This is a genomic window from Kordia sp. E (assembly GCF_056033805.1).
This window is the reverse complement of the sequence record NZ_JBRASR010000002.1, coordinates 2,121,247-2,141,888: the sequence shown is the minus strand read 5'-3', so window position 1 is coordinate 2,141,888 and position 20,642 is coordinate 2,121,247. Positions and strand designations below refer to the sequence as shown.

General features: G+C 32.4%; 18 protein-coding genes. 5 read left to right on the top strand and 13 right to left on the bottom strand.

What is annotated here, in order from left to right:
- Nucleotides 1-39 precede the first annotated feature (39 nt).
- Together ACUUYC_RS12715 and ACUUYC_RS12710 are read right to left on the bottom strand one after the other, a co-directional pair.
- Nucleotides 40-588, bottom strand: coding sequence for a carboxymuconolactone decarboxylase family protein (locus ACUUYC_RS12715; protein ID WP_474266257.1), 549 nt, complete (start codon nucleotides 586-588; stop codon nucleotides 40-42).
- 81 nt (nucleotides 589-669) lie between these two features.
- The gene (locus ACUUYC_RS12710; protein ID WP_474266256.1) at nucleotides 670-1,233 is read right to left on the bottom strand and encodes a TetR/AcrR family transcriptional regulator; all 564 of its coding nucleotides are present in this window, start codon (nucleotides 1,231-1,233) and stop codon (nucleotides 670-672) included.
- A gap of 294 nt (nucleotides 1,234-1,527) precedes the next feature.
- Here ACUUYC_RS12710 and ACUUYC_RS12705 point away from each other — a divergent pair, with 294 nt between their 5' ends.
- Nucleotides 1,528-1,782, top strand: a complete 255-nt coding sequence (locus ACUUYC_RS12705; RefSeq protein ID WP_474266255.1) for a hypothetical protein — start codon at nucleotides 1,528-1,530, stop codon at nucleotides 1,780-1,782.
- Nucleotides 1,783-1,895: 113 nt separating this feature from the next.
- Here ACUUYC_RS12705 and ACUUYC_RS12700 read toward each other — a convergent pair whose 3' ends face one another.
- From ACUUYC_RS12700 to ACUUYC_RS12685, 4 genes are all read right to left on the bottom strand, one after another.
- Complete coding sequence (locus ACUUYC_RS12700) at nucleotides 1,896-2,957, bottom strand: bifunctional transcriptional activator/DNA repair enzyme AdaA (RefSeq protein WP_474266254.1); 1,062 nt, start codon at nucleotides 2,955-2,957, stop codon at nucleotides 1,896-1,898.
- 1 nt (nucleotide 2,958) lies between these two features.
- The gene (locus ACUUYC_RS12695) at nucleotides 2,959-3,717 is read right to left on the bottom strand and encodes an isocitrate lyase/PEP mutase family protein (protein WP_474266253.1); all 759 of its coding nucleotides are present in this window, start codon (nucleotides 3,715-3,717) and stop codon (nucleotides 2,959-2,961) included.
- Between the two features lie 157 nt (nucleotides 3,718-3,874).
- On the bottom strand, nucleotides 3,875-4,642 hold the full coding sequence (locus tag ACUUYC_RS12690; protein WP_474266252.1) for a TlpA family protein disulfide reductase: 768 nt from the start codon (nucleotides 4,640-4,642) through the stop codon (nucleotides 3,875-3,877).
- 98 nt (nucleotides 4,643-4,740) lie between these two features.
- Nucleotides 4,741-5,874 (bottom strand): hypothetical protein, encoded by a 1,134-nt coding sequence (locus tag ACUUYC_RS12685; RefSeq protein ID WP_474266251.1) that lies wholly within the window; start codon nucleotides 5,872-5,874, stop codon nucleotides 4,741-4,743.
- Nucleotides 5,875-6,047: 173 nt separating this feature from the next.
- Here ACUUYC_RS12685 and ACUUYC_RS12680 point away from each other — a divergent pair, with 173 nt between their 5' ends.
- Complete coding sequence (locus ACUUYC_RS12680) at nucleotides 6,048-12,659, top strand: alpha-2-macroglobulin family protein (RefSeq protein WP_474266250.1); 6,612 nt, start codon at nucleotides 6,048-6,050, stop codon at nucleotides 12,657-12,659.
- Nucleotides 12,660-12,790: 131 nt separating this feature from the next.
- Here ACUUYC_RS12680 and ACUUYC_RS12675 read toward each other — a convergent pair whose 3' ends face one another.
- Together ACUUYC_RS12675 and ACUUYC_RS12670 are read right to left on the bottom strand one after the other, a co-directional pair.
- Nucleotides 12,791-13,159, bottom strand: coding sequence for a VOC family protein (locus ACUUYC_RS12675; RefSeq protein ID WP_474266249.1), 369 nt, complete (start codon nucleotides 13,157-13,159; stop codon nucleotides 12,791-12,793).
- Between the two features lie 3 nt (nucleotides 13,160-13,162).
- Entirely contained in the window at nucleotides 13,163-13,543 is a 381-nt protein-coding gene (locus tag ACUUYC_RS12670) for a hypothetical protein (RefSeq protein WP_474266248.1), read from the bottom strand.
- A 136-nt stretch (nucleotides 13,544-13,679) separates the two neighbouring features.
- Between ACUUYC_RS12670 and ACUUYC_RS12665 the strand changes: the two genes are divergently transcribed.
- A complete protein-coding gene (locus ACUUYC_RS12665) occupies nucleotides 13,680-14,354 on the top strand; it encodes a carboxypeptidase-like regulatory domain-containing protein (protein WP_474266247.1) in 675 nt (224 codons plus the stop codon).
- A 23-nt stretch (nucleotides 14,355-14,377) separates the two neighbouring features.
- A complete protein-coding gene (locus ACUUYC_RS12660) occupies nucleotides 14,378-15,055 on the top strand; it encodes a carboxypeptidase-like regulatory domain-containing protein (RefSeq protein WP_474266246.1) in 678 nt (225 codons plus the stop codon).
- A 92-nt stretch (nucleotides 15,056-15,147) separates the two neighbouring features.
- Here the strand turns inward: ACUUYC_RS12660 and ACUUYC_RS12655 are convergent, their stop codons facing one another.
- The 5 genes from ACUUYC_RS12655 to ACUUYC_RS12635 form a co-directional block, all read right to left on the bottom strand.
- Complete coding sequence (locus tag ACUUYC_RS12655) at nucleotides 15,148-15,840, bottom strand: Type 1 glutamine amidotransferase-like domain-containing protein (protein ID WP_474266245.1); 693 nt, start codon at nucleotides 15,838-15,840, stop codon at nucleotides 15,148-15,150.
- A gap of 32 nt (nucleotides 15,841-15,872) precedes the next feature.
- A complete protein-coding gene (locus ACUUYC_RS12650) occupies nucleotides 15,873-16,298 on the bottom strand; it encodes a hypothetical protein (protein WP_474266244.1) in 426 nt (141 codons plus the stop codon).
- Nucleotides 16,299-16,367: 69 nt separating this feature from the next.
- Entirely contained in the window at nucleotides 16,368-17,366 is a 999-nt protein-coding gene (gene obgE, locus ACUUYC_RS12645; RefSeq protein WP_474266243.1) for a GTPase ObgE, read from the bottom strand.
- Between the two features lie 20 nt (nucleotides 17,367-17,386).
- On the bottom strand, nucleotides 17,387-18,193 hold the full coding sequence (locus ACUUYC_RS12640) for a DUF3050 domain-containing protein (RefSeq protein ID WP_474266242.1): 807 nt from the start codon (nucleotides 18,191-18,193) through the stop codon (nucleotides 17,387-17,389).
- Nucleotides 18,183-19,289 carry an adenylate kinase gene (locus ACUUYC_RS12635; RefSeq protein ID WP_474266241.1) on the bottom strand — a complete coding sequence of 369 codons (1,107 nt, stop codon included), beginning with the start codon at nucleotides 19,287-19,289 and terminating at the stop codon, nucleotides 18,183-18,185. Before ACUUYC_RS12635 ends, ACUUYC_RS12640 begins: the two co-directional genes overlap by 11 nt.
- 197 nt (nucleotides 19,290-19,486) lie before the next feature.
- Between ACUUYC_RS12635 and ACUUYC_RS12630 the strand changes: the two genes are divergently transcribed.
- Entirely contained in the window at nucleotides 19,487-20,641 is a 1,155-nt protein-coding gene (locus tag ACUUYC_RS12630; protein ID WP_474266240.1) for a 5-(carboxyamino)imidazole ribonucleotide synthase, read from the top strand.
- Nucleotide 20,642 lies beyond the last annotated feature (1 nt).

Genomic DNA, 20,642 nt, shown 5'->3' with positions numbered 1-20,642 from the left:
CTTGTAAAATTTTACAAGTCGCTATTCTTTTTTACACATTTATTTAGCCCAAGCAAATTTTTCAAAAGGTTGGTCTATAGGTGTATTTGCAATACGGTTTGTATAATTACTAATCACTTTTTGTGACAATCCTAATATGATTTCTAATACATGACGTTGTTTATAACCAGCCGCATAAAACTTTTCTAGTTCAGCATCAGTAATACTTCCTCTATTTCTAGTTATAATCAATGTTGTATCATGTAATGTTTGCAATTTTTCATTTGAAAATGCTTCATTATTTCTCAACGCTTCCGTAATTGCAGGATCAACTTTCATCATATGCGCAATGGCAGTATGTGCTGGCACACAATAGTGACATTCATGCTCTACGTTGATTGTTTGCCAAACGACAGTTAATTCTTCATTATCAAAAGATGAGTTTTGAAATAAGTTGTGCAACGTTTTATACGCTTCTAACAAACTTGGTGATTCAGCTAACACACCATGTAGGTTTGGTAACATTCCATATTCTTTTATAGAACCTTCTAATGAAGATTTACTTGCTTCTGGAGCTGTTTCAAGGGTATGAATTTTTAATATACTCATGATTTTATATATTTAAATTAGTATTTATTTTTTATATAGTTTAAAACTAACCGATCGGTTAGTTTTGTTTCAAAAAAATAGTTAGATGACTTTGAATATCATTTCAATATAATCTTCTATCTCTTTAGGATTGTTTACACGTGAAGCTGCTGCCAAACCATGTTTGGCAAGTAATAAAAAGTTAGCTTGTTTTTGTATAGTTTCAACATCTTTGTTTGCGTTACTGCTTATTTTTTCTATAAATATACCTTTAAGCTCGTCCATGAAAGCTGTCATCTGTTCATTAATTGCAGTATCTTTATGATCATTAAATTCGTTATATGTATTGGTAATTAAACATCCTTTATGATTTCCAGTTTCATAACATACACTTACAGAGTCATAGAAAAAATCTTTGATGGCATCAATTCCTTTTGATGAGTTTTTCAGTTTTTCAAAAACACGATTGACTTTACTTTTATAACTTTTCAGACTTTCCAGAAAAAGTCCATGCTTGCTTCCAAAGCTTGCATAAATAGAAAACTTATTAATTTCCATTTCTTTTTCTAGCATTTGCATAGATGTATTTTCATAACCATTACGCCAAAATAGCCACATCGCTTTTTCAATAACTTCTTCTTCTTTGTATTTTTTTTGTCTAGCCATTACTATAATCTCATTACAAAACTAAACAATCGGTTAGAAATAAAAAGCATTTTAACATTATTTTAATTTTTAAATAAAAGTATCGCTTGAATTTAGACATTTTTAACCTACTAAATAATTAACAGATAAAAAGTTCTTTTCCTAAACAATTCAAGTATAAGTACCTATACTTCCATACTGAATTACCCGAATTCAACTTTGAGAGAAATTACGCTTACACAAGACTTAATAAAGTTACAATTTTACCTTATCAAACAAACCATATCTATTAATCATTTTTAAAAACAATTTATTATGACTATTTCAACTTTAATTTTAGATCCAGGTACTAATGGAGAAGCACAAGTTAAACCAAATAACTATCCTTCTCAGGCTGTCATCACTTTTATACCAGAAGGAGACGCACAAGCATTTTATGGTGTTAACGGACAACGACCTTCAATTCCTTTGCAACCAGGACAAACACCAGTTCTTATAGAAATTAACAATTTACAATTACAATATAGAGTCAATAGTAAACAAGCTAAACTTCAATGGAATGTACAATAAAAAACACACCCTTTTTTGAGAAAACAAAGCCGTTTCTATACATGTAGGAATGGCTTTATTTTTGACGAATCTGTAAAAGAAGACACAAATAGACTCGTTAACTATATACTGTTTTACAGTTTATCTACAAATGTAGCTTCATGTTCCAATAACCAACGTTTGCGTTCTATTCCGCCGCTATAACCTGTAAGCTTGCCATTTTTTCCTATAACTCTATGACAAGGAATAATAATTGAAATTCTATTACATCCATTGGCTTTGGCTACAGCGCGTACAGCTTTTGGGTTGTTAATTTTTTGAGCTTGTTGTTGATATGAAACTGTTTGTCCATATGCAATTGTTTGTAATGCTTTCCAAGTTTGATTTTGAAAATCAGTTCCTGGCATTTCTAGTGGTATGCTAAAGTTTGTTCGTTTACCTTCAAAGTATTCCGTAAGTTCTTTTTTTGCTTGTTGAATGTGTTCATTTTCTCCAATGATAATGTTTGCGTTGAGTAAACGTTGCAAGTCTTTGAATTCTGTTTCCAATAGTTCTTTGTCTACAAATTCTAACAAACAAACGCCTTTGTCTGTTGCACAGACAAACATAGGACCTAAAGGCGTTGTAAATCGATGAATAAGAATAATGGTTTTATTGATACTATTTTGTGGCGATTTTCCAATGAGTTTTTTATATGTATAGCCAAATCCACTTAGCGATTCGTAACCAGTATCAAAAGCTGCATGTGTTGTGTTTTTTCCTTTTTTTAATTCTAAAAAAGCATTGTTAATACGATACATACGTTGATAAGCTTGAAACGTCATTCCATAGTTTTTCTTAAACCATCTTCTCACCTTTTCAGGACTGATATCGCATTGACGCAATTGATCATCTGTAATTTTTTCTTTCGGATTTTCTTTTACGAGTTGAATAGCCGTTTCAATTTCTTCAGGTGCTTCATTTGCGTTTTCTGTCGGTTTACATATTTTACACGGACGATATCCATTGTCCAACGCTTCTTTGAAAGATGTGTAAAACTCTACATTTTTAAGTTTGGGTTTTCGGGCTCTACAAGTTGCAATACAAAATATAGATGTTGTTTTTACACCTACAAAAAAGATTCCAACAAAGTTTTCTTTTCGTTCTATAAGTGCTTGATAGTATTCTTGTATTTTTTTAGTTTCGGTAATTAACATCCTAAAAGATTGAATTGAATGATTGGTTTTTCACGATTTCTTTGGTCATTCCTTCATACTGATTATACATGTTATCAAATAGAAAATTCCCCATACTTATTCGTTTCACGCCAAGTTGCTTCAATATATTAAAATTTGGGAGTTTTGGCATACACAATACATTAATTGGTAATCGTGTCGCTTCTACAACTTCTTTGATGTCTGCTTCTTTTTCTATACAAGGAATAAATATTCCGGAAGCGCCTGCTTTTTCATACAATTGCATTCGCGTCTTTGTTTCTTCCAACACATTGGAAACATTTAGAAGAAAAGTATCTGTACGGACATTGATAAATACTTCAATGTTCTCTTTTTGAAGTTGATTTGTGATTTCAGCTAGTGTTTTTAAAAATACATTCGCGTCAAGCAACTTTCTTTTTCCAGCTACAACAATACTGTCTTCTATATTGATTCCGACAACACCTACGTTGTTCAGTTTTTTAATATGCGCTACTATTTCTAAAGGATTTCTACTATAGCCAGCTTCTAAGTCTACGGTTACTGGAAGTTTTGTGTTTGTAGCAATTCGTGTTACTATATATTCTAATTCTGAAAAACTGATTTCTTCACCATCATTATATCCTAAAAGTGAAGCAATTGCCCAACTTGATGTTCCAATGGCTTTTGCGTTTAGTTTTTCAGCAACTTTTGTACTTGGTACATCCCAAACATTATGTATTACTAAAGGTATTTCTTGATTGTGTAAGTCTTTAAATTCCATCTTTACTTTGTTTTACACAAAGAACTCAAGATTTAATTTGGACAGCAACCGAAAATTGGACATGTATTTTTTCTTTCTGAATGTATGCCATATTTAACAAAAAAAAGTCCCTTTCAAGAAAGAGACTTTTTAAGCATTTTATAGTGTACTGAGTTATTTATAGGGATTTCTTTATAGCTTCTTCTAAATTGTGAACCGTTACTGGACTCAATCCGCTAGTTTCAAAAGTTATTTTTCCTTTTTTACCAATTACAATATGTGTAGGATATCCTGTTACACCGTAAGATTTGGCAATACTCATAGTTTCTGGAACAATATTATATTCAAATGCCTGTTTATTTAAAAACGTTTCCAGTTGTGCTTTTTTATTCGTTGCTAATCCTAAGAAAACGACATTTTTATTGTCCCTATATTTTTCAACAAGTTCGTTGAGTTCAGGAATTTCCATTACACACGGTTTGCATTCTACAAACCAAAAATTTAGTACGACAGTTTTCCCTTTGAGTTCTGATAACGCATACTCAGTTCCATCAATTGCAGTTACTGTAAAATCAGCCGCTTTCTTCCCAACAAGCTTACCCTTTTTTGTCCTTCTTTGTTGCGCATTTTTCATTTGCTTTTGCTCTTCTTCTGTTGCCAAACGAAGTGAAATGACTTTGATTTCTTTTTGTTTATCTAAGTAGAAATCTGGCACATATTTTCCAGACATCATAGCTTTCATCATTTCCTGTCCGCGAATACGTTTTCCTTCAAGATTGTATACAGGAATTGTTTCGCCATCAAATGAAATTTTCTTTTTTGCTAATTCCGCTGACGAACCTTTTGTCAATCCTTTTAAATGTTCTTGCGATGTTTTTGTCTGTGCAAAAAGAGTATTTACACTAAAAAATAATAATGCAATAATGATCATTCTTGTAATTTTCATAGCTATTTATTTTTAAGAAAGTCCCAAAGATATCTATAATTGAAACATTCCGTGTTAATGAACGTTAACTACTGTTAATTGTGTATTGTCAGTTTTTTCTAATAATATTCAATTTCAAAAATGGTTTCCTTGTGAATCATTTTTTCTCCACCATTATAATAATAGGATGTAATGCTTTTTGGATTTCCTTTTTCATCATATACATACTCGTATCCAACTTCTAGTTTTTGTAGTTCACCTTTACCATAAAACTGCAAAAATCCTGTGACTAGGTGTAACTGATCATTTTTATCAAACACAATTGTATAGGTTTCTTTTTCATCTCCATTCACTATATTAAAAGCACTAATTTTCTTTGTTTTTGAATATTGAAATGTTCCTGTTTGTATGCTATTCATAGATTCTACTTCAGGAAAATCAGTATATTTTTGTGTATCTATCGGAATAGAATTATCATAATAATCGTATAAATAACGCTTGTAAACAGTTTGAAACTTCTCTATGCTACCATCTTCCAAATAGGTGTAATTTGTTGTGTAAATATCAATGACTTCGCCAAATTTATCATAGAATACTTTACTTTTTACGCGTCCATTTTTATATGTGATTTTTTGCAATGCTTTGTCTTCAAAATCGCTTCGCCAAATTGTTGTTGATTCATCGTCTTCGTTGTATTCTTCGGCAACTAAACTTTCAAACATTTTTATTTCAACCAACCGATCTTTTACATCGTATACATACGAAATACTGTCATTATTATTGAAAAATGCTACCAATAGATCATTTTCATATACATACTTATCATCACCTTTTTCTTCATATTCATATCCTAAATCGTTATTTAGTTCATTTTTGATGACTTTTATGGTTTTATTCCCTTTTGTTTCAATAGTAGCTTTTGGCGATTTTAAATGATTTATTTCATGTTTTGAATCTTCTATTCCAAATGAATATGTCCGTTTTACCGTTTTTTCAAATTCTCCCTTTGTATTCACAAACATCATAGTTTTTTCCAACGTCAGTACATCTACGCCATTTTCGTACTCTCTAAATGTTCGGATCACTTTTTTTACTTTTCCATTATATTTTGATGGATCAGAAATCTTTTCATTGTCTAAACATGTGTAAAAATTATTTTCAGGTGATTGCAATGTTGGTTTTGGAAATTCTTGTGCATGTACATTCGCGAAAGCGAAATAAAAACACAGCAAACTAAAGATTGTTTTTTTCATAAGATAATATTGAAAACTAAGATACAGAAAAGAAAATAGTTTTCTAATATCTTTAAAACGTTGAACTATTTCAATTCGTATTTCCCTAATTGAAAATACACGTTGCCTAATTCCTTGTTGCAACATTTTATATACTTCAAGTTCTTTGTCTTATAAAACTAGCATTACATATTATGAGAACTTTTTACTTGATTGGCGTTTTTACATTTTTTTGCTTTCAAATTGGCATTGCACAATACAACTATGACAAACAATGGAAAAAAGTAGAAAATTATGAGTTAGATGGTCGTGTAAAATCTGCAAATAAGGTTGTTCTAAAAATATATAAAAAGGCGGATAAGGAGCAAAACACTGCACAACTTGTAAAGAGTTTTATCTATAGCTCTAAATTTTCATTGGTATTAGACGAAGAAGCTGAACAATTAGTTTTTGAACGTTTGGAAACAGAAATAGTACAACAATCGTTTCCCACAAATGCAATTCTTGAAAACATATATGCCGATTTTTTATTTCAATATTATAAGAAACATCGATATAAAATTCAATCGCGATCAGCTCCTATAAATGATAGTCTTCCAAGTGATTATCGCGTTTGGGACACCAAAACATTTATTTCAGAAATTCATCAACGATTTCAGAGTTCCATTAAACAAGAAGAAGCGTTACAAAAACTTTCTTCAGAAGATTACGCTCTATTTTTAAAAGGTATAACGACTAAAAGAGCACAACGACCAACATTGTATGATGTTTTAACACAAAGTGCACTATCGTTTTATAATAATAAAGCATTGTATTCGTATTCAAGAAAGTATATAAAAGCGAATGAAGCACCAATTTTTGAGGTTGATAGTTCATTTTTACAGTATGATTTTAGTAAAATAGCTTCTCAAAACAACTATGTCACAAGTGGTTTTCAACTCTTTCAAAAGCTTGAGAAATTACATCAAAACAATATAAAAGCATATATACCTGTTGTGCTAGCACGTTTAGAATTTGCAAAATGGCACTCTGGAAATATTGCTCCACCAATCTATTTAAAAGCACTTGAACAATTTGCAAATCGTTTTGAAGGAAATCCACAAACAGCGTTGATTCAATATGAAATTGCGAATTTCTGCAACATAATTTCAACTGAATTCATGAAAGATACGTATCCTAATTATAAGGAGTATCGAAAAAGAGCGCATACACTTGTACAGCAAACGATTGCAGAATATCCTAATTCTGAAGGTGCGCTGAAGTGCAAAATTTTAAAGAAAAATATTGAAAAGAAAACAATTACTCTAAAAATGGAATCGTATAGTGTTCCTAATAAACCTTCATTAGCAAACGTTCATTTCAAAAATATTGACACACTTTTTCTAAAAGCATATCGCATTCCAAAAACATTTTTAAAAGGTGTACGTTCTCATAAGCATGATTCTATTATTGCAAATTATATAAAGAATATACATCCTATTTTACAAAAAAACTACGCACATAAAATTCCTCAAGATTTTTACAATTACACTATTGAAATTAGTGTTCCAAAACTTTCAAAAGGAGATTATCTTATCACGTTAAGTGATAAAAACAGCAACGATAAAGATTCAAAAGTACTCACATACACAACCATTAAAAAAACAAATCTTACTGTATTTACAACAAATTTGAATACGGAAACGATGTACACAGTTGTAAATCGAGAAACAGGAATTCCTATTCACAATGCAAAAATTACCGTATTTGATGATAAAAAAATCATTAATCAACGATTGTTTACAGATCATATGGGAAATGCAACAATCCGTAAACGTGATGGAAAACGTAGGATTACAGAATATGTGAGTTTTGAAAACGACACTTTGTACACCAAAAATAATTATTTAGGTAACGCACATAAAAAAAAGACAGATAGCAGATGGAATGCACGTCCGTTTGTATTTATGGATAGAAGTATTTACAGACCTGGACAAACCATTTATTTTAAAGGAATTTTGCTACAGCAAAAAAATGGTGAAAGTTCGGTAGTTCCGAATGTGTATTGCACGGTTACGATTGAATCTCCCGATAATGAGCTAAAAACATTTCGACTCAAAACAAATGAATTTGGTACGTTTAGCGATTCGTTCCGTTTGCCGAAAAATGCGGAAACAGGAGAATATTTGATTGTAACTGACGAAGATGAAGATTATGAAGAAGATGAACATCCTTTTTGGGATTTTGTAGATAATTTTGAGTCAATAGAGCATGAGTTTCAAGTAGAAGAATACAAACGTCCGCGTTTTGAACTTACATTAGATGAATTTAAAGATCATGTTACATTCAACGATTCTGTCCAAATTAAAGGAACTGCAAAAGCGTTGTTAGGAAGTTATGTTTCGGACGCTACGGTAAATTACACCATAAAACGCAATACAAATATCTTGTACGAACAAAGAAATAAGTATGGGTATTACAATCAAACTGATGAAATATTTGCAGCAACAACGAAGACAGGCAAAAAAGGAAAATTTACCATTCCATTTAAGACAGTAGAAAATACTACTGTTGAAAGAGAAGATTTAAAATCGTATTCATATACTGTAAACATTGAAGTTATTGATATCAATGGTGAAATACAAACAACGGAGAAAACCATTAAAGTTGGACCTAAAAATTTTCTATTTGACATCATTGTTCCAAATAATCACGATGTAAAAACGCCACTAAAAACCAATATCATTGCGAACGATTTAAATGATGTTCCTGTCTTTGCTTCAGGTGAAGTAAAAATATACAAACTAAAAAGTCCAAATCGCGTGTTGCGTAAACGCCCTTGGAGCTTACCAAGTACGCAGCTTATTCCGAAAGCAGCATTTATTGCACAATTTCCACATGAACAATATGACAAGAGTGAATCGCATGAACGGTATTGGAAAAAAGGATTGCAAGTTGCACATCTGACGTTCAACACAATGAATGAAAAATCAGTTTCTGTAGATGTAGACACATGGAAATCTGGAAAATATGTAATTGAAAGCTATGGAATCAACGAACAAAGAGATTCTATATTTTCTAAAAAGACAATTACACTAACAAATACGGAAGACCAATATTTGGCTGACAATAAAATTTTTAGATCTACAGTTTTAAACAGTGCTTTTACACAAGATGGTTTTGTTGAATTAAAACTTGTTACTGCAATCAAAAACGATGTGCTTCCTGTATATGTACAAGCTTTTTATAAAGAAAAATTAGTGTACAATATCATTACCAATATTGACAAAGGTTCAAAGGTTGTTCGTATTCCTATACAACCAACGTATAGAGACGAAATTACTATCAGAATGCAGTATACTAAGTTCAATAGTTTTGATGAAAACAGTTTTGATGTTACGCTCAACTTAGCAAACAAATTACTAAATATCGAAACGCTTAGTTTTCGAAATAAATTACTGCCTGGACAAAAAGAAACATGGCGATTTAATATCCTAGATCCTACACTAAAAATAAATCCTACGGAAGTATTAGCTTCCATGTATGACGAATCATTGGACCAATTTGCCATGCATGAATGGAATCCAAGAATGAATCGTATTAGTCGTAACTATTACAATACGCCTCGTTTTAATACAAATAGTTTTAAAACATCAAATTCACGTTTTCTATACAACGAATATATTGTACGTACCATGCCCAATTTTGGACCAGCATTACAATTTGATTGGTTTGGACTCGATTTTAATATGTACAAATACAAAAATGGATTATATCTAAAACGGTTAATTGAGAAAAAGAAAAGAGTTGGAATAAAAACTGGAAACATTGGAGGTTTTATTACGGATGATACTGGACTTCCATTGCCTGGTGCAACTGTAAAAATTAAAGGAACCGAAATTGGAATTACTACTGATTTTGACGGATTGTTTACCATACACGCTAGTCCAAATGATATTCTAGAAGTTAGTTATGTTGGTTTTACAACGGAAGAAGTTTTAGTAGGTAATAAAGGAAATATTAATGTGATGTTACAAAGCGATAATTCGCTAGGAGCAGTTGTTATAACAGCTTATGGAATTAAACGCAAGTCTAATATAACCTCTTCTATTGTAACTGTAAATGGAAAATCTATCAACCAAGTACCAACTGCATCCATAGAACAAATATTACAAGGACAAGCAGCTGGTTTAAACATTCAAACTAATTCAGGACAAGTAGGAACTAGTGGAACTATTTTATTAAGAGGCAGAAACTCTGTTCAAGGGAACAAAGAACCATTATTCATTATTGATGGCGTTCCTGTAGATGAAAATGCCTTCAAAAATTTTAATCAAGATAATATTACAAGTATAAATATTCTCAAAGATGGTTCAGGTACTGCATTATATGGAAATAGCGCTGCAAATGGTGTGATTATAATTACGACAAAATACGGAACACGTAAAGAAAAAATTGATGGCTTGGATGTTATTGTCGGAATTACAGAAGAAGATATAAATACGGTAGAAACTCGAAAAAAGCTAGACGAAACTGCATTCTTTTATCCACACTTACGAACCGATTCTGAAGGAAATGTAGCCATTGAATTTGACACACCAGAGGCATTAACTCGTTGGAAGCTTCAACTCTTAGCGCATCAAAAAGATGGATCGTATGGAATGATTGAAAAAACAGCTGTGACACAAAAAGAGTTGATGGTTGTCCCAAATATGCCACGCTTTTTACGTGAAAAAGATACGATTGTCATCTCAACAAAAGTAGTCAACTTAAACAACGAAAAAAGCAAAGGAATTGCTTCTCTCCGATTGTTTAATGCGTTAACAATGGAAACTGTAGACGATCAAATTCATTTAGAAGATAAAAACAAAGCATTCACGATAGATGCAAAAGGAAATGCAATAGTTTCATGGAAATTATACATTCCTGAAGGTTTGGATGCAATTCAATATAAAGTAATCGCTAAAGCGGGAAAATTTTCAGATGGAGAAGAAAGTGCGTTGCCAGTATTAAAAAATAGTATTCTAATTACCGAAGCAAAACCAATTTGGGTAAAAGCTGGTGAAGAAAAAACAATTACGTTTAGCAAACTTGCTAACAACAAAAGCACAAGCTTGAAACAACACAAATTAACGCTAGAATACACATCAAATCCGACATGGAACGCGATTCAATCATTGCCATACTTATTAGAATATCCGTATGAATGTGCCGAACAAACATTTGCGCGTTTGTATGCAAATATATTGGTGACACATATTCTAAAAAATTCTCCCGAAATAAAAGAAGTATTTGATTCTTGGAAAGAAAATGGCGCTTTACTATCAGATTTAGAAAAGAATTCGGAATTAAAAACATTATTAATTCAAGAAACACCTTGGGTTCGTGATGCAGCTTCGGAAACAGAAAAAAAACAACGTTTATTACAACTATTCGACACTAATACGCTCGAAAGTCAATTACTAGAGTTAATTACAAAACTAGATAATTTACAAGGAGACTCTGGAGGATTTCCTTGGTTTGCAGGTGGAAACGAAAACATGTATATCACGCTTCACATTTTAAATTCGTATGCGCATTTACAAAATTTAGGTATTGCTGTTTCTGACAATGACGATTTAGACATAACAATTGAATATGCCGTCAAATATATAGATAAACAGTTTTTAGAAAGGTATGTTAATCATTCTAAAAATCCAGCAATTACAAACTATAGAAGTCAAGTACAGTATTTATATACACGAAGTGCATTTATGAAGCAATTCAAACCTACAAAAGAGGTTCAAAAAGGTATTGATTTCTATCGCAAAGGTTTGGAAAATGATTGGCTCACGTTATCCATTGAAGAAAAAGCAACGTTAGCAATGATATTACATCGTTTTGGAAATACAAAAGTTGCTAAAAAGATTATGACTTCATTAGCAGAAACTGCGGTTGAATCTGATGAAAATGGAATGTATTGGAAGGAACTTACGAAGAAGCGTTTTTACAATACAAATGCTGTTGAAGTACAAGCGTTACTAATTGAAGCTTTTTCAGAAATCATGAATGATGACACTATTGTGGAAGAGTTACAATTGTGGTTATTGCAACAAAAACAAACATCGCAATGGGCAACAACGAAAGCAACAACAAAAGCGATTTATGCATTACTATTGAATCCGAAAAAGTTCGTTTCTATCAAAGACAATACAGTTTTCACAATTGGATCGGAGAAAATAAAAACAAAAAAGCTTGCTGAAAACGAAAAAGAAGCTGGTACAGGTTATTTTAAAACTTCATGGAATACAACTGAAATTACGCCTGATAAAGCAACGATAAAAGTCAAAAACAAAAGTAAAAGTGTAGGTTATGGCGGCGTGTATTGGCAATATTTTGAGGAGTTAGAAAATGTAATCCAAAACGATGAAGCTTCATTACAAGTAACTAAGGAATTGTACATAAGTAAACATAACACTGGAAAAGTTTTAACTCCTGTAGCGAAAAGTTCGTTAAAAATTGGTGATTTAATTACCGTACGACTCACCATTAAAAACAAAAAAGACATTGAATTTATTCACTTAAAAGACATGCGTGCGGCTGGTTTAGAACCTGTAAAAGTAATCTCAGAATATACATGGCAAAATGGTGTTGGTTATTATCAAAGTACGCGTGACGCAAGTACAAACTTCTTTTTTGACAAAATTCCGAAAGGTATTTTTACTGTAGAATATGAAGTTCGTGTAAACAATATGGGCGATTTTTCAAACGGAATTACAACGATCGAAAGCATGTATGCTCCTGAATTTAGAAGTCATACAAAAGGTGTTCGGATTAAAGTGAAATAGTTGGGTTGTTGGGTAATCTAAAATACTACGTCAGATCGAGTGAATTTGTGAAACAAATTAGTATCGAGATCTAATTTGATCCTATACGAAACTGTTTATTTGAATCACCTTCCTATCAACAAAAGAAGGTTCTAAGAAGTAAATTCTCCAATCTGCCATAAAATTCCTGATGGATCGTGGACGAAAAACACATTTCCCCAAGGATTGTATGTCATGTCAGAAACACGAACATTTTCATATTTTTTATCAAGTTCTAAAGATTTGATTTTTTCTAATTGTTGATTTAAATTTTCAACTTCCATGAAAATCATTGTATTATCAACCCAATCTTTCACGTATGCATCTTGCAAGTAAAAACCAAAATCTCCCATATGGAAATAAGACATATTTGAAGGTATTACCATTTCTTCAAAACCTAAATCACGATAAAAGTTTCGAGAAGTTTCATAATCTTTAGCGCCGATAAACGCTCTAATTGATTTTACATTATAGTTTTTCATAAGTTACCCAAGTTTTAATTTCTCTCCTGTTTCAATCAAACGAATTGCCTCATACTGTGTAATATGCCCAATTTTAATTCCGGGACTTGACGTTCTTGGTTTTGTTCCATCGCCATACGTTGTATTTCCATACATAAATAAAATACCAAACTTAGTTTCGTCAGTTTGCGATTTCCAATAGACAACATCTCCAACATCAAAAACTTCACGTTGTTCTCCGTTAAATGTAATATTCAATTCATATTGATAAAAAAACACTTCACCTTGAATATGTGTTGCAATTCCTTCAAGTGCTTTACTACTTTTTATTTGCTCAATAATTCCACACGATTCATCCCAAATAATGTCAAGTGTAGTCGTTTCCGCTTGTAAGATTGGTTGCATAAAAATGAAGTTTACTCAATGAAAAAGGCAGTTTACGCATTCCTCATTTTATCGTTCTTCAAGATACTATAGATTTGAATACAAATCAAACAAAAAATAGATTCCTGTCTTCACCGGAATGACAAATTAATAAACTATGAAATCAATAGTACTATTTTCTTTATTCTTTAGTTTTTCTTTTTTGTGTTTAGCACAAACCAATACCATTTCAGGAATTGTATACGATACTGAAAAAAATGTACTTGCAGACGCAAACGTGATTGTAAAAAATACGACTACAGGAAAAATTACAGGTCAAAAAGGACAATTTACGCTTGACGTAAAACCAACAACTGTTTTAGAGATTTCATATCTGGGTTTTAAAACACAAGAGATTATCGTTGGAAAAGAAAGAGAAATTCAAATTACGCTAGAAGAAAATTTTGATACATTAGAAACAGTTACTGTCGTTGCGTATTCATCGCATTCAATTTGTAAAACAATCACTTGTGAATTGTGGACACGCATTCTTTGTGGGCTTTCAGAAGAAGAAGTAGCTCATAAAGATGACAGTAGTAAAGAATCAACAAGTACTGCTTTGTTTCCAAATCCTTCTGCAAACGGATTATTTCAGCTACAGCTTGATAAAACATACACAACTATTCAAATTGAAGTATTTAACATGAATGGTCAATTGATTCAAACTTCAAGTTATTCTAAACTGTCAAAAATTCCACAGATTGATATGTCAAAACAACCAAAAGGAATCTATTTGATTCGTACCATTGCTGATGGAAAGTTATTGAAAACGAAGAAAGCGATTCGTAGTTAAATTCTAACATAAACTAATACCAAATGAAATCAACTTTACTCTTTATCCTATTTTTAAGCCTTTCAATTTGCTGTTTTTCGCAGAAACATACAGTTACAGGAACTGTGTACGATGAATATAAAAATATAATTCCAAATGCGAATGTGATTATAAAAAACACCAAAAAAGGAGTTGTGACTAATAAAAAAGGACAGTTTTCAATTGATGTTAACGCAACTGCTGTTTTAGAAATTTCATATTTAGGTTTTGAAACACAGGAAATTTTTGCTGGAAAACACAAGAATGCTGCTATTATTTTAGAACCTCAAATAGAAGCACTAGATGCTGCCGTTATTGTTGGATATAAGAGTAAAACTAGACGCAATTATTCTATATGTCGTAACTGTGGGAGTTGTATAGGCTATACAATTACTCAAGAAAAAAGTTCAGCATTCGAGAGAATTACTACAGATAAAAGTTTAACTTCATTGTTCCCAAATCCTTCTGCAAATGGATTATTTCAGCTACAGCTAGATAAAACATACACAACTATTACTATTGAAGTATTCAACATGAATGGTCAATTGATTCAAACTTCAAGCTATTCTAAACTTTCAAAAATCCCACAGATTGACATGTCAAAACAACCAAAAGGAATCTATTTGATTCGCACTATTGCTGATGGAAAATTGTTAGAAACGAAAAAAGCGATTCGTAGTTGACACGATTTTATCACGTGTCATTCCTGCGTAGGCAGGAATCCATTATAGTATAAAAGTGGATTCCGCATCAGGTGCGGAATGACAAAAAGCAGTTACACAAGCTCCGATTCCAAGCGTTCTTCTATAACCTGATCACCTTTTTTATACACATAATACGAATGGTTTTCTTCATCTATAGACATGGCTTTGACAGGTTTCCCGTTTTCAAATACAATGCCTGATAAATCATCACATGCATAACCATCAGTTAAAATTTCGTTGGCAATATTATGATGAAATAACGGACGACGCGATGGATCCGAATGGTAATGTGGACAGTTACTAAATGGTAAAAAGTTGAAACCTGCTACAAACGTAAGTTCTTTAGGTCGAGAATCTGAAAATCCACCATTAAACCAGCATATTGAACCTGCGCTTCCGCCAGCTAATACAATTCCTTTGTCGTAGGCTTTTTTAAATGCTGAGTCAATTTCATGCGCTTTTAATAGCGTCATTAAATTTAAGGTATTTCCGCCACCAACAATAATTGCGTCCATTTCCATCAAATAGTCTTCAAAAGCCCAATCTTGTGAACTGGTACTAATCCAAACTTTTAATACATGCGGTTCTACGTCTAAATCGTGACATAACTCATACCAATAATTTATGTACCAAAGTGCGTCACCTGTTGCCGTTGGTAAAAAACAAATTTTTGGTTTCTTCTTTCCTGTGAGTTTCGCTGTATATTTTACAAATTCTCGATTGACTTGTCCGCCGTAAACGAATAGTGTTTGTGTTGGGTTCATGGTTTTGGGTTAGTTATTATATAATTACTTTTTTAACTCTTCTTTATAAAGATTTCTTTTGGCTGATGCATCACATTTTCTTTATGAAATAAGTTCTTTCGGAATTCACCAGGCTTTTTATCGTTTAGTAATTCGAGCTTTCCTTTGGTTTTGATGAGTTCTTGAAAATGTTGTTCCCGTTGTTCGTATTGTGCTTTGTTTGCATACGTAGTAATCAACATCAAGTGAAAAGGCGCATCTTCTGAGTATGGAGTTTCCATGATTTCAAAAGAAGCAATATAGTTTTTCTTAATCGCCATTTGACGCAACACTTTCCAGTTATACTGATAGTAATACATGGTTTCGGCTTTGTTTCCATCTACAATTTGAACAAAATCAACAGTAGAAATTCGTTCGTTGTCTTGTGCAAACGAAAGTTGTGTAAAAATTATAAAAACTACAAAAAGTATCTTTTTCATTTTGATTGATGATATAATGTTATTTCTGAAAAAAAGATACAAAAAAAGCGACTCTAAAGTCGCTTCTTATTATTTGTTTAACATTTCCCAGAGTTTATCCTTGAGTTCCATAATACCTTGTTGGGCAACGGAAGAGATAAACATAAACGGAATAGGTAAGTCTCGTTTGAGTTCTGCGCTCATTTCTTCCATGAGTTCCTCGTCTAACATGTCTGACTTTGAAATCGCAATGAAACGTTCTTTATCGAGCATTTCAGGGTTGTATTTCTTTAATTCGTTGAGTAGGATGTCATATTCTTTAGAAATATCTGCACTATCCGCAGGAATTAAGAACAATAACGTTGAGTTACGCTCAATATGTCTTAAGAAGTAATGTCCTAAACCTTTTCCTTCGGAAGCACCTTCAATGATTCCAGGAATGTCTGCCATTACAAACGATTTGTAATCTCTATATTCTACAATTCCTAAATTAGGCTTTAACGTTGTAAATTCGTAATCTCCAATTTTCGGTTTTGCCGAAGTGATCACTGAAAGTAACGTAGATTTTCCAGCATTTGGGAATCCTACCAAACCAACATCTGCTAAGACTTTTAATTCTAATAAAACATCTTTTTCTTCACCAGGAATTCCAGGTTGTGCATATCGTGGTGTTTGATTCGTAGGCGATTTGAAATGCCAGTTTCCACGTCCACCTTTTCCACCTTCAGCAATAATGCATTCTTCGCCGTGTTCTGTGATTTCAAAAAGTATGTTATTTGTTTCTGTATCACGTATCACAGTTCCTAATGGAACATCTAAATATACATCTTGTCCGTCAGCACCTGTACTCCTATTTCCACTACCATGACTTCCATGTTCAGCTTTGTGATGCCTTTTTAGTTTAAAGTGGTATAAAGTCCAAAGATTTTGATTCCCTCGGAGAATAATATGTCCACCACGTCCACCATCGCCGCCATCTGGTCCACCTTTAGCGTTGTATTTTTCACGTAATAAATGCATAGATCCTTTTCCTCCGTTTCCAGAAGTTATGTGCATTTTTACATAGTCTACAAAATTTCCATCTGTCATTGTATCATTATTTTAGTTCGCTACACGAGTTCATGTTGCGAAAATACTTCTATTTTGTCTTCAATTGCTGTCCAAAGTGCAATTCTGTGTTGTAACGCTTGTTTGCTTACCATGATACAATCTTCCCATTTCTGAGCGTCAGTACCACACAATTCTTGTATCATCTGTAAAGCTAATGGTCCATGTTCATCTCCATCAAGTTCAATATGTCTTTCTAAATAATAGATGAACTTTTCTAAATTTACATCAATAGTATGTTGATCAATTCCTTTGACCATTTCCAAAAACATATTTGGAATTAAATCTTCTCTTCCAAACGTAAATACCGCAGCAATTTTGTGTACTTCTTTTGTAGCAATTACAGCAAATGTAAAGTTTACAAAATCTTGTACTTCTTTTGGTGCGTTTACCGCGATCAAACTTTCAGCGATACTTTTACCTTTTGAAATATATGCAATACATTCTGAAATCATTTTTGTATTTGCATCAGAAGCTTCCATAGCTTCTACATACATTTCGTAATGACTTAATGGTTTCCCATCTTTGTCAATATCGCTTTCTTCGCCAAAAACAATTTCGTTGATAAATCGTCTTGTGACAGGATTTCCTTTCGGAATCCAAGGTACATTTGTTTGTGTTAAGTGTATTTGTAATGCTTTTAATAATGACATAAAATCAAATACAGCAAACACATGATATTCCATAAATGTGTTCAACGCATGTACAGAATCCACTTTGTTATATAAAGAATGTGCCACTATTTGTTGTTGTAGTGGCGCTAATTCTTCTGTGAGTTTTTGTATGTATATTTCTTTATTATAAATCATCAATAACTGCACTTAAACGTACTGTAATTTCTTCAATAGTTCCAATACCATTTACGCTATAAAATTTGTTTTGCGCTTTGTAATAATTAATTAATGGAGCTGTTTTTTGATTGTATTCGTCAAAACGATTTCTAATTTTATCTTCATCCTGATCATCTACTCGCCCGCTATCTTTTCCACGTTCTAATAAACGTTGAATTAAGATTTCATCATCAGCTTCTAATGCAATTGTAGCAGAAATTGTCCATTCTTTTGTTGCTAAAAAAGCATCTAATGCTTCCGATTGCGCCGTTGTTCTTGGAAAACCATCAAATATAAAACCTTTTGCTTCAGGGTTTTTCTCAACTTCTGCTTGCAACAGATTAATAGTTACTGCATCAGGAACTAAATCTCCTTTGTCCATATACGACTTGGCTAAAGTTCCTAATTCTGTTTCGTTTTTAATGTTGTATCTAAAAACATCTCCTGTAGAAATGTGTACTAAGTTGTACTTTTCTTTTAAGAAGTTTGCTTGTGTTCCTTTTCCAGCTCCGGGTTTTCCGAATAAAATTAAATTAATCATGTTGTGTGTGTGTAGTTGATAAACTTCGGGTAAGTTTCTTCCCAATTCGTCATAGTCCAATCCGTAGCCTACAATGAATTCGTTGGGAATTTCCATTCCGATATAATCTATTTTGTGTTGTTTTTTGTATGCTTCAGGCTTAAAGAATAAGGTTCCAATTTTGAACTCTTTTACTTTTTTTGCTTTGAATATTTTGTGTAATTCTTCTAAGGTGTTTCCTGTATCAATAATATCTTCTAATACAACAACTGTTCTTCCTTCAATGTCTTGAGATAAGCCAATGAGTTCTTTGATGTCACCTGTAGAAGAAGTTCCATGATAGGAAGCTAGTTTGATGAAGCTCATTTCACATGGAAATGGATATGCCTTCATGAAATCTGAGAAAAACATAAATACGCCGTTCAAGATTCCGATGAAAATTGGTTGCTCACCTTTGAGGTCATTTGCCATTTCTGCGGCCATTCTAGCGACAGCTTCCTGAATTTGAGCTTCAGTGATGAATTTCTTGAAATATTTATCGTGTAGTTTAATCACGTTTTCTAAGCACTTTTTTGATAAAATTACTTTTTTTGATGATGTCTAAAAAGTAGAATTTTATCCGTTAATGTCTTCTAAATAATGATGCTTTATCATTTTGAAAGGTGCAAAGATACAAATTGATTTATGAATAACGTTTTACGAGTTTACTTTTACCGTTTTAGATTTGTACTTTTGTTTAAAATCTGAAATACATGAATTATTTTTCCTCCAATTTTAAGCTAGGAATTCTCGGTGGTGGCCAGTTAGGCAAAATGCTACTTTATACAACTCGCAAGTTTGATATTTTCACGAAAGTGTTAGATCCAAGTGCAGAAGCGCCTTGTAAGATAGCTTGTAATGATTTTCATCAAGGTGATTTGATGGATTTTGATACGGTTTATAATTTTGGAAAGAATGTAGATGTACTAACCTTTGAAATTGAACATGTAAATGTTGATGCGTTAGAAAAATTGGAAGAAGAAGGCGTACATGTATATCCATCTTCTAAAACACTTAAAATAATTCAGAATAAAGGAATTCAGAAGCTTTTTTATCAGAAACATCAAATTCCGACTGCTCCTTTTTCTATTTATATGTCATTGGAAGAATTGATGCATGGTGTAGAAAATGAAGTGATTTCAATTCCGTTTGTTTGGAAAAGTACACAGTTTGGTTATGATGGAACTGGTGTAAAAGTAGTTCGCACATTAGCTGATTTGGAAAGTTTGCCAAATGTAGAGTGTATGTGTGAAGAGTTGATTGATTTTAAGAATGAACTCGCGGTTATTGTTGCCCGAAATGTTTCAGGTGAAGTGAAAACGTATCCAGTTGTAGAAATGGAGTTTCATCCAGAAGCCAATCAGGTTGAATATGTAATTTGTCCAGCAAGAGTTTCTGAAGATATTCTAGCGAAAGCGAAAAAAGTAGCATTACAAGTTTCGGAAGCATTAGCACATACAGGAATTTTAGCCGTGGAATTATTTCAGACACAAAATGATGATATTATTGTAAATGAAGTTGCACCAAGACCACATAATAGTGGACATTATAGTATTGAAGCAAGTTATACAGATCAATTTGAACAACATATTCGCGCAATTTTAGATTTACCTTTAGGAAATACAGCTAGTAAAGTTGCCGGAATTATGGTAAATTTAGTTGGCGCTGAGAATCATACTGGTGATGTTGTGTATGAGAATATTGAAAAAATTATGCAGATGGAAGGTGTAACACCTCATATTTATGGGAAGAAACAAACACGTCCTTTTCGTAAAATGGGACATGTAACTATTGTGAATGAAGATATCGCAGAAGCTAGAAAAGTAGCTGCAGCAGTAAAACAAACAATCAACGTAATTAGTAAGTAAT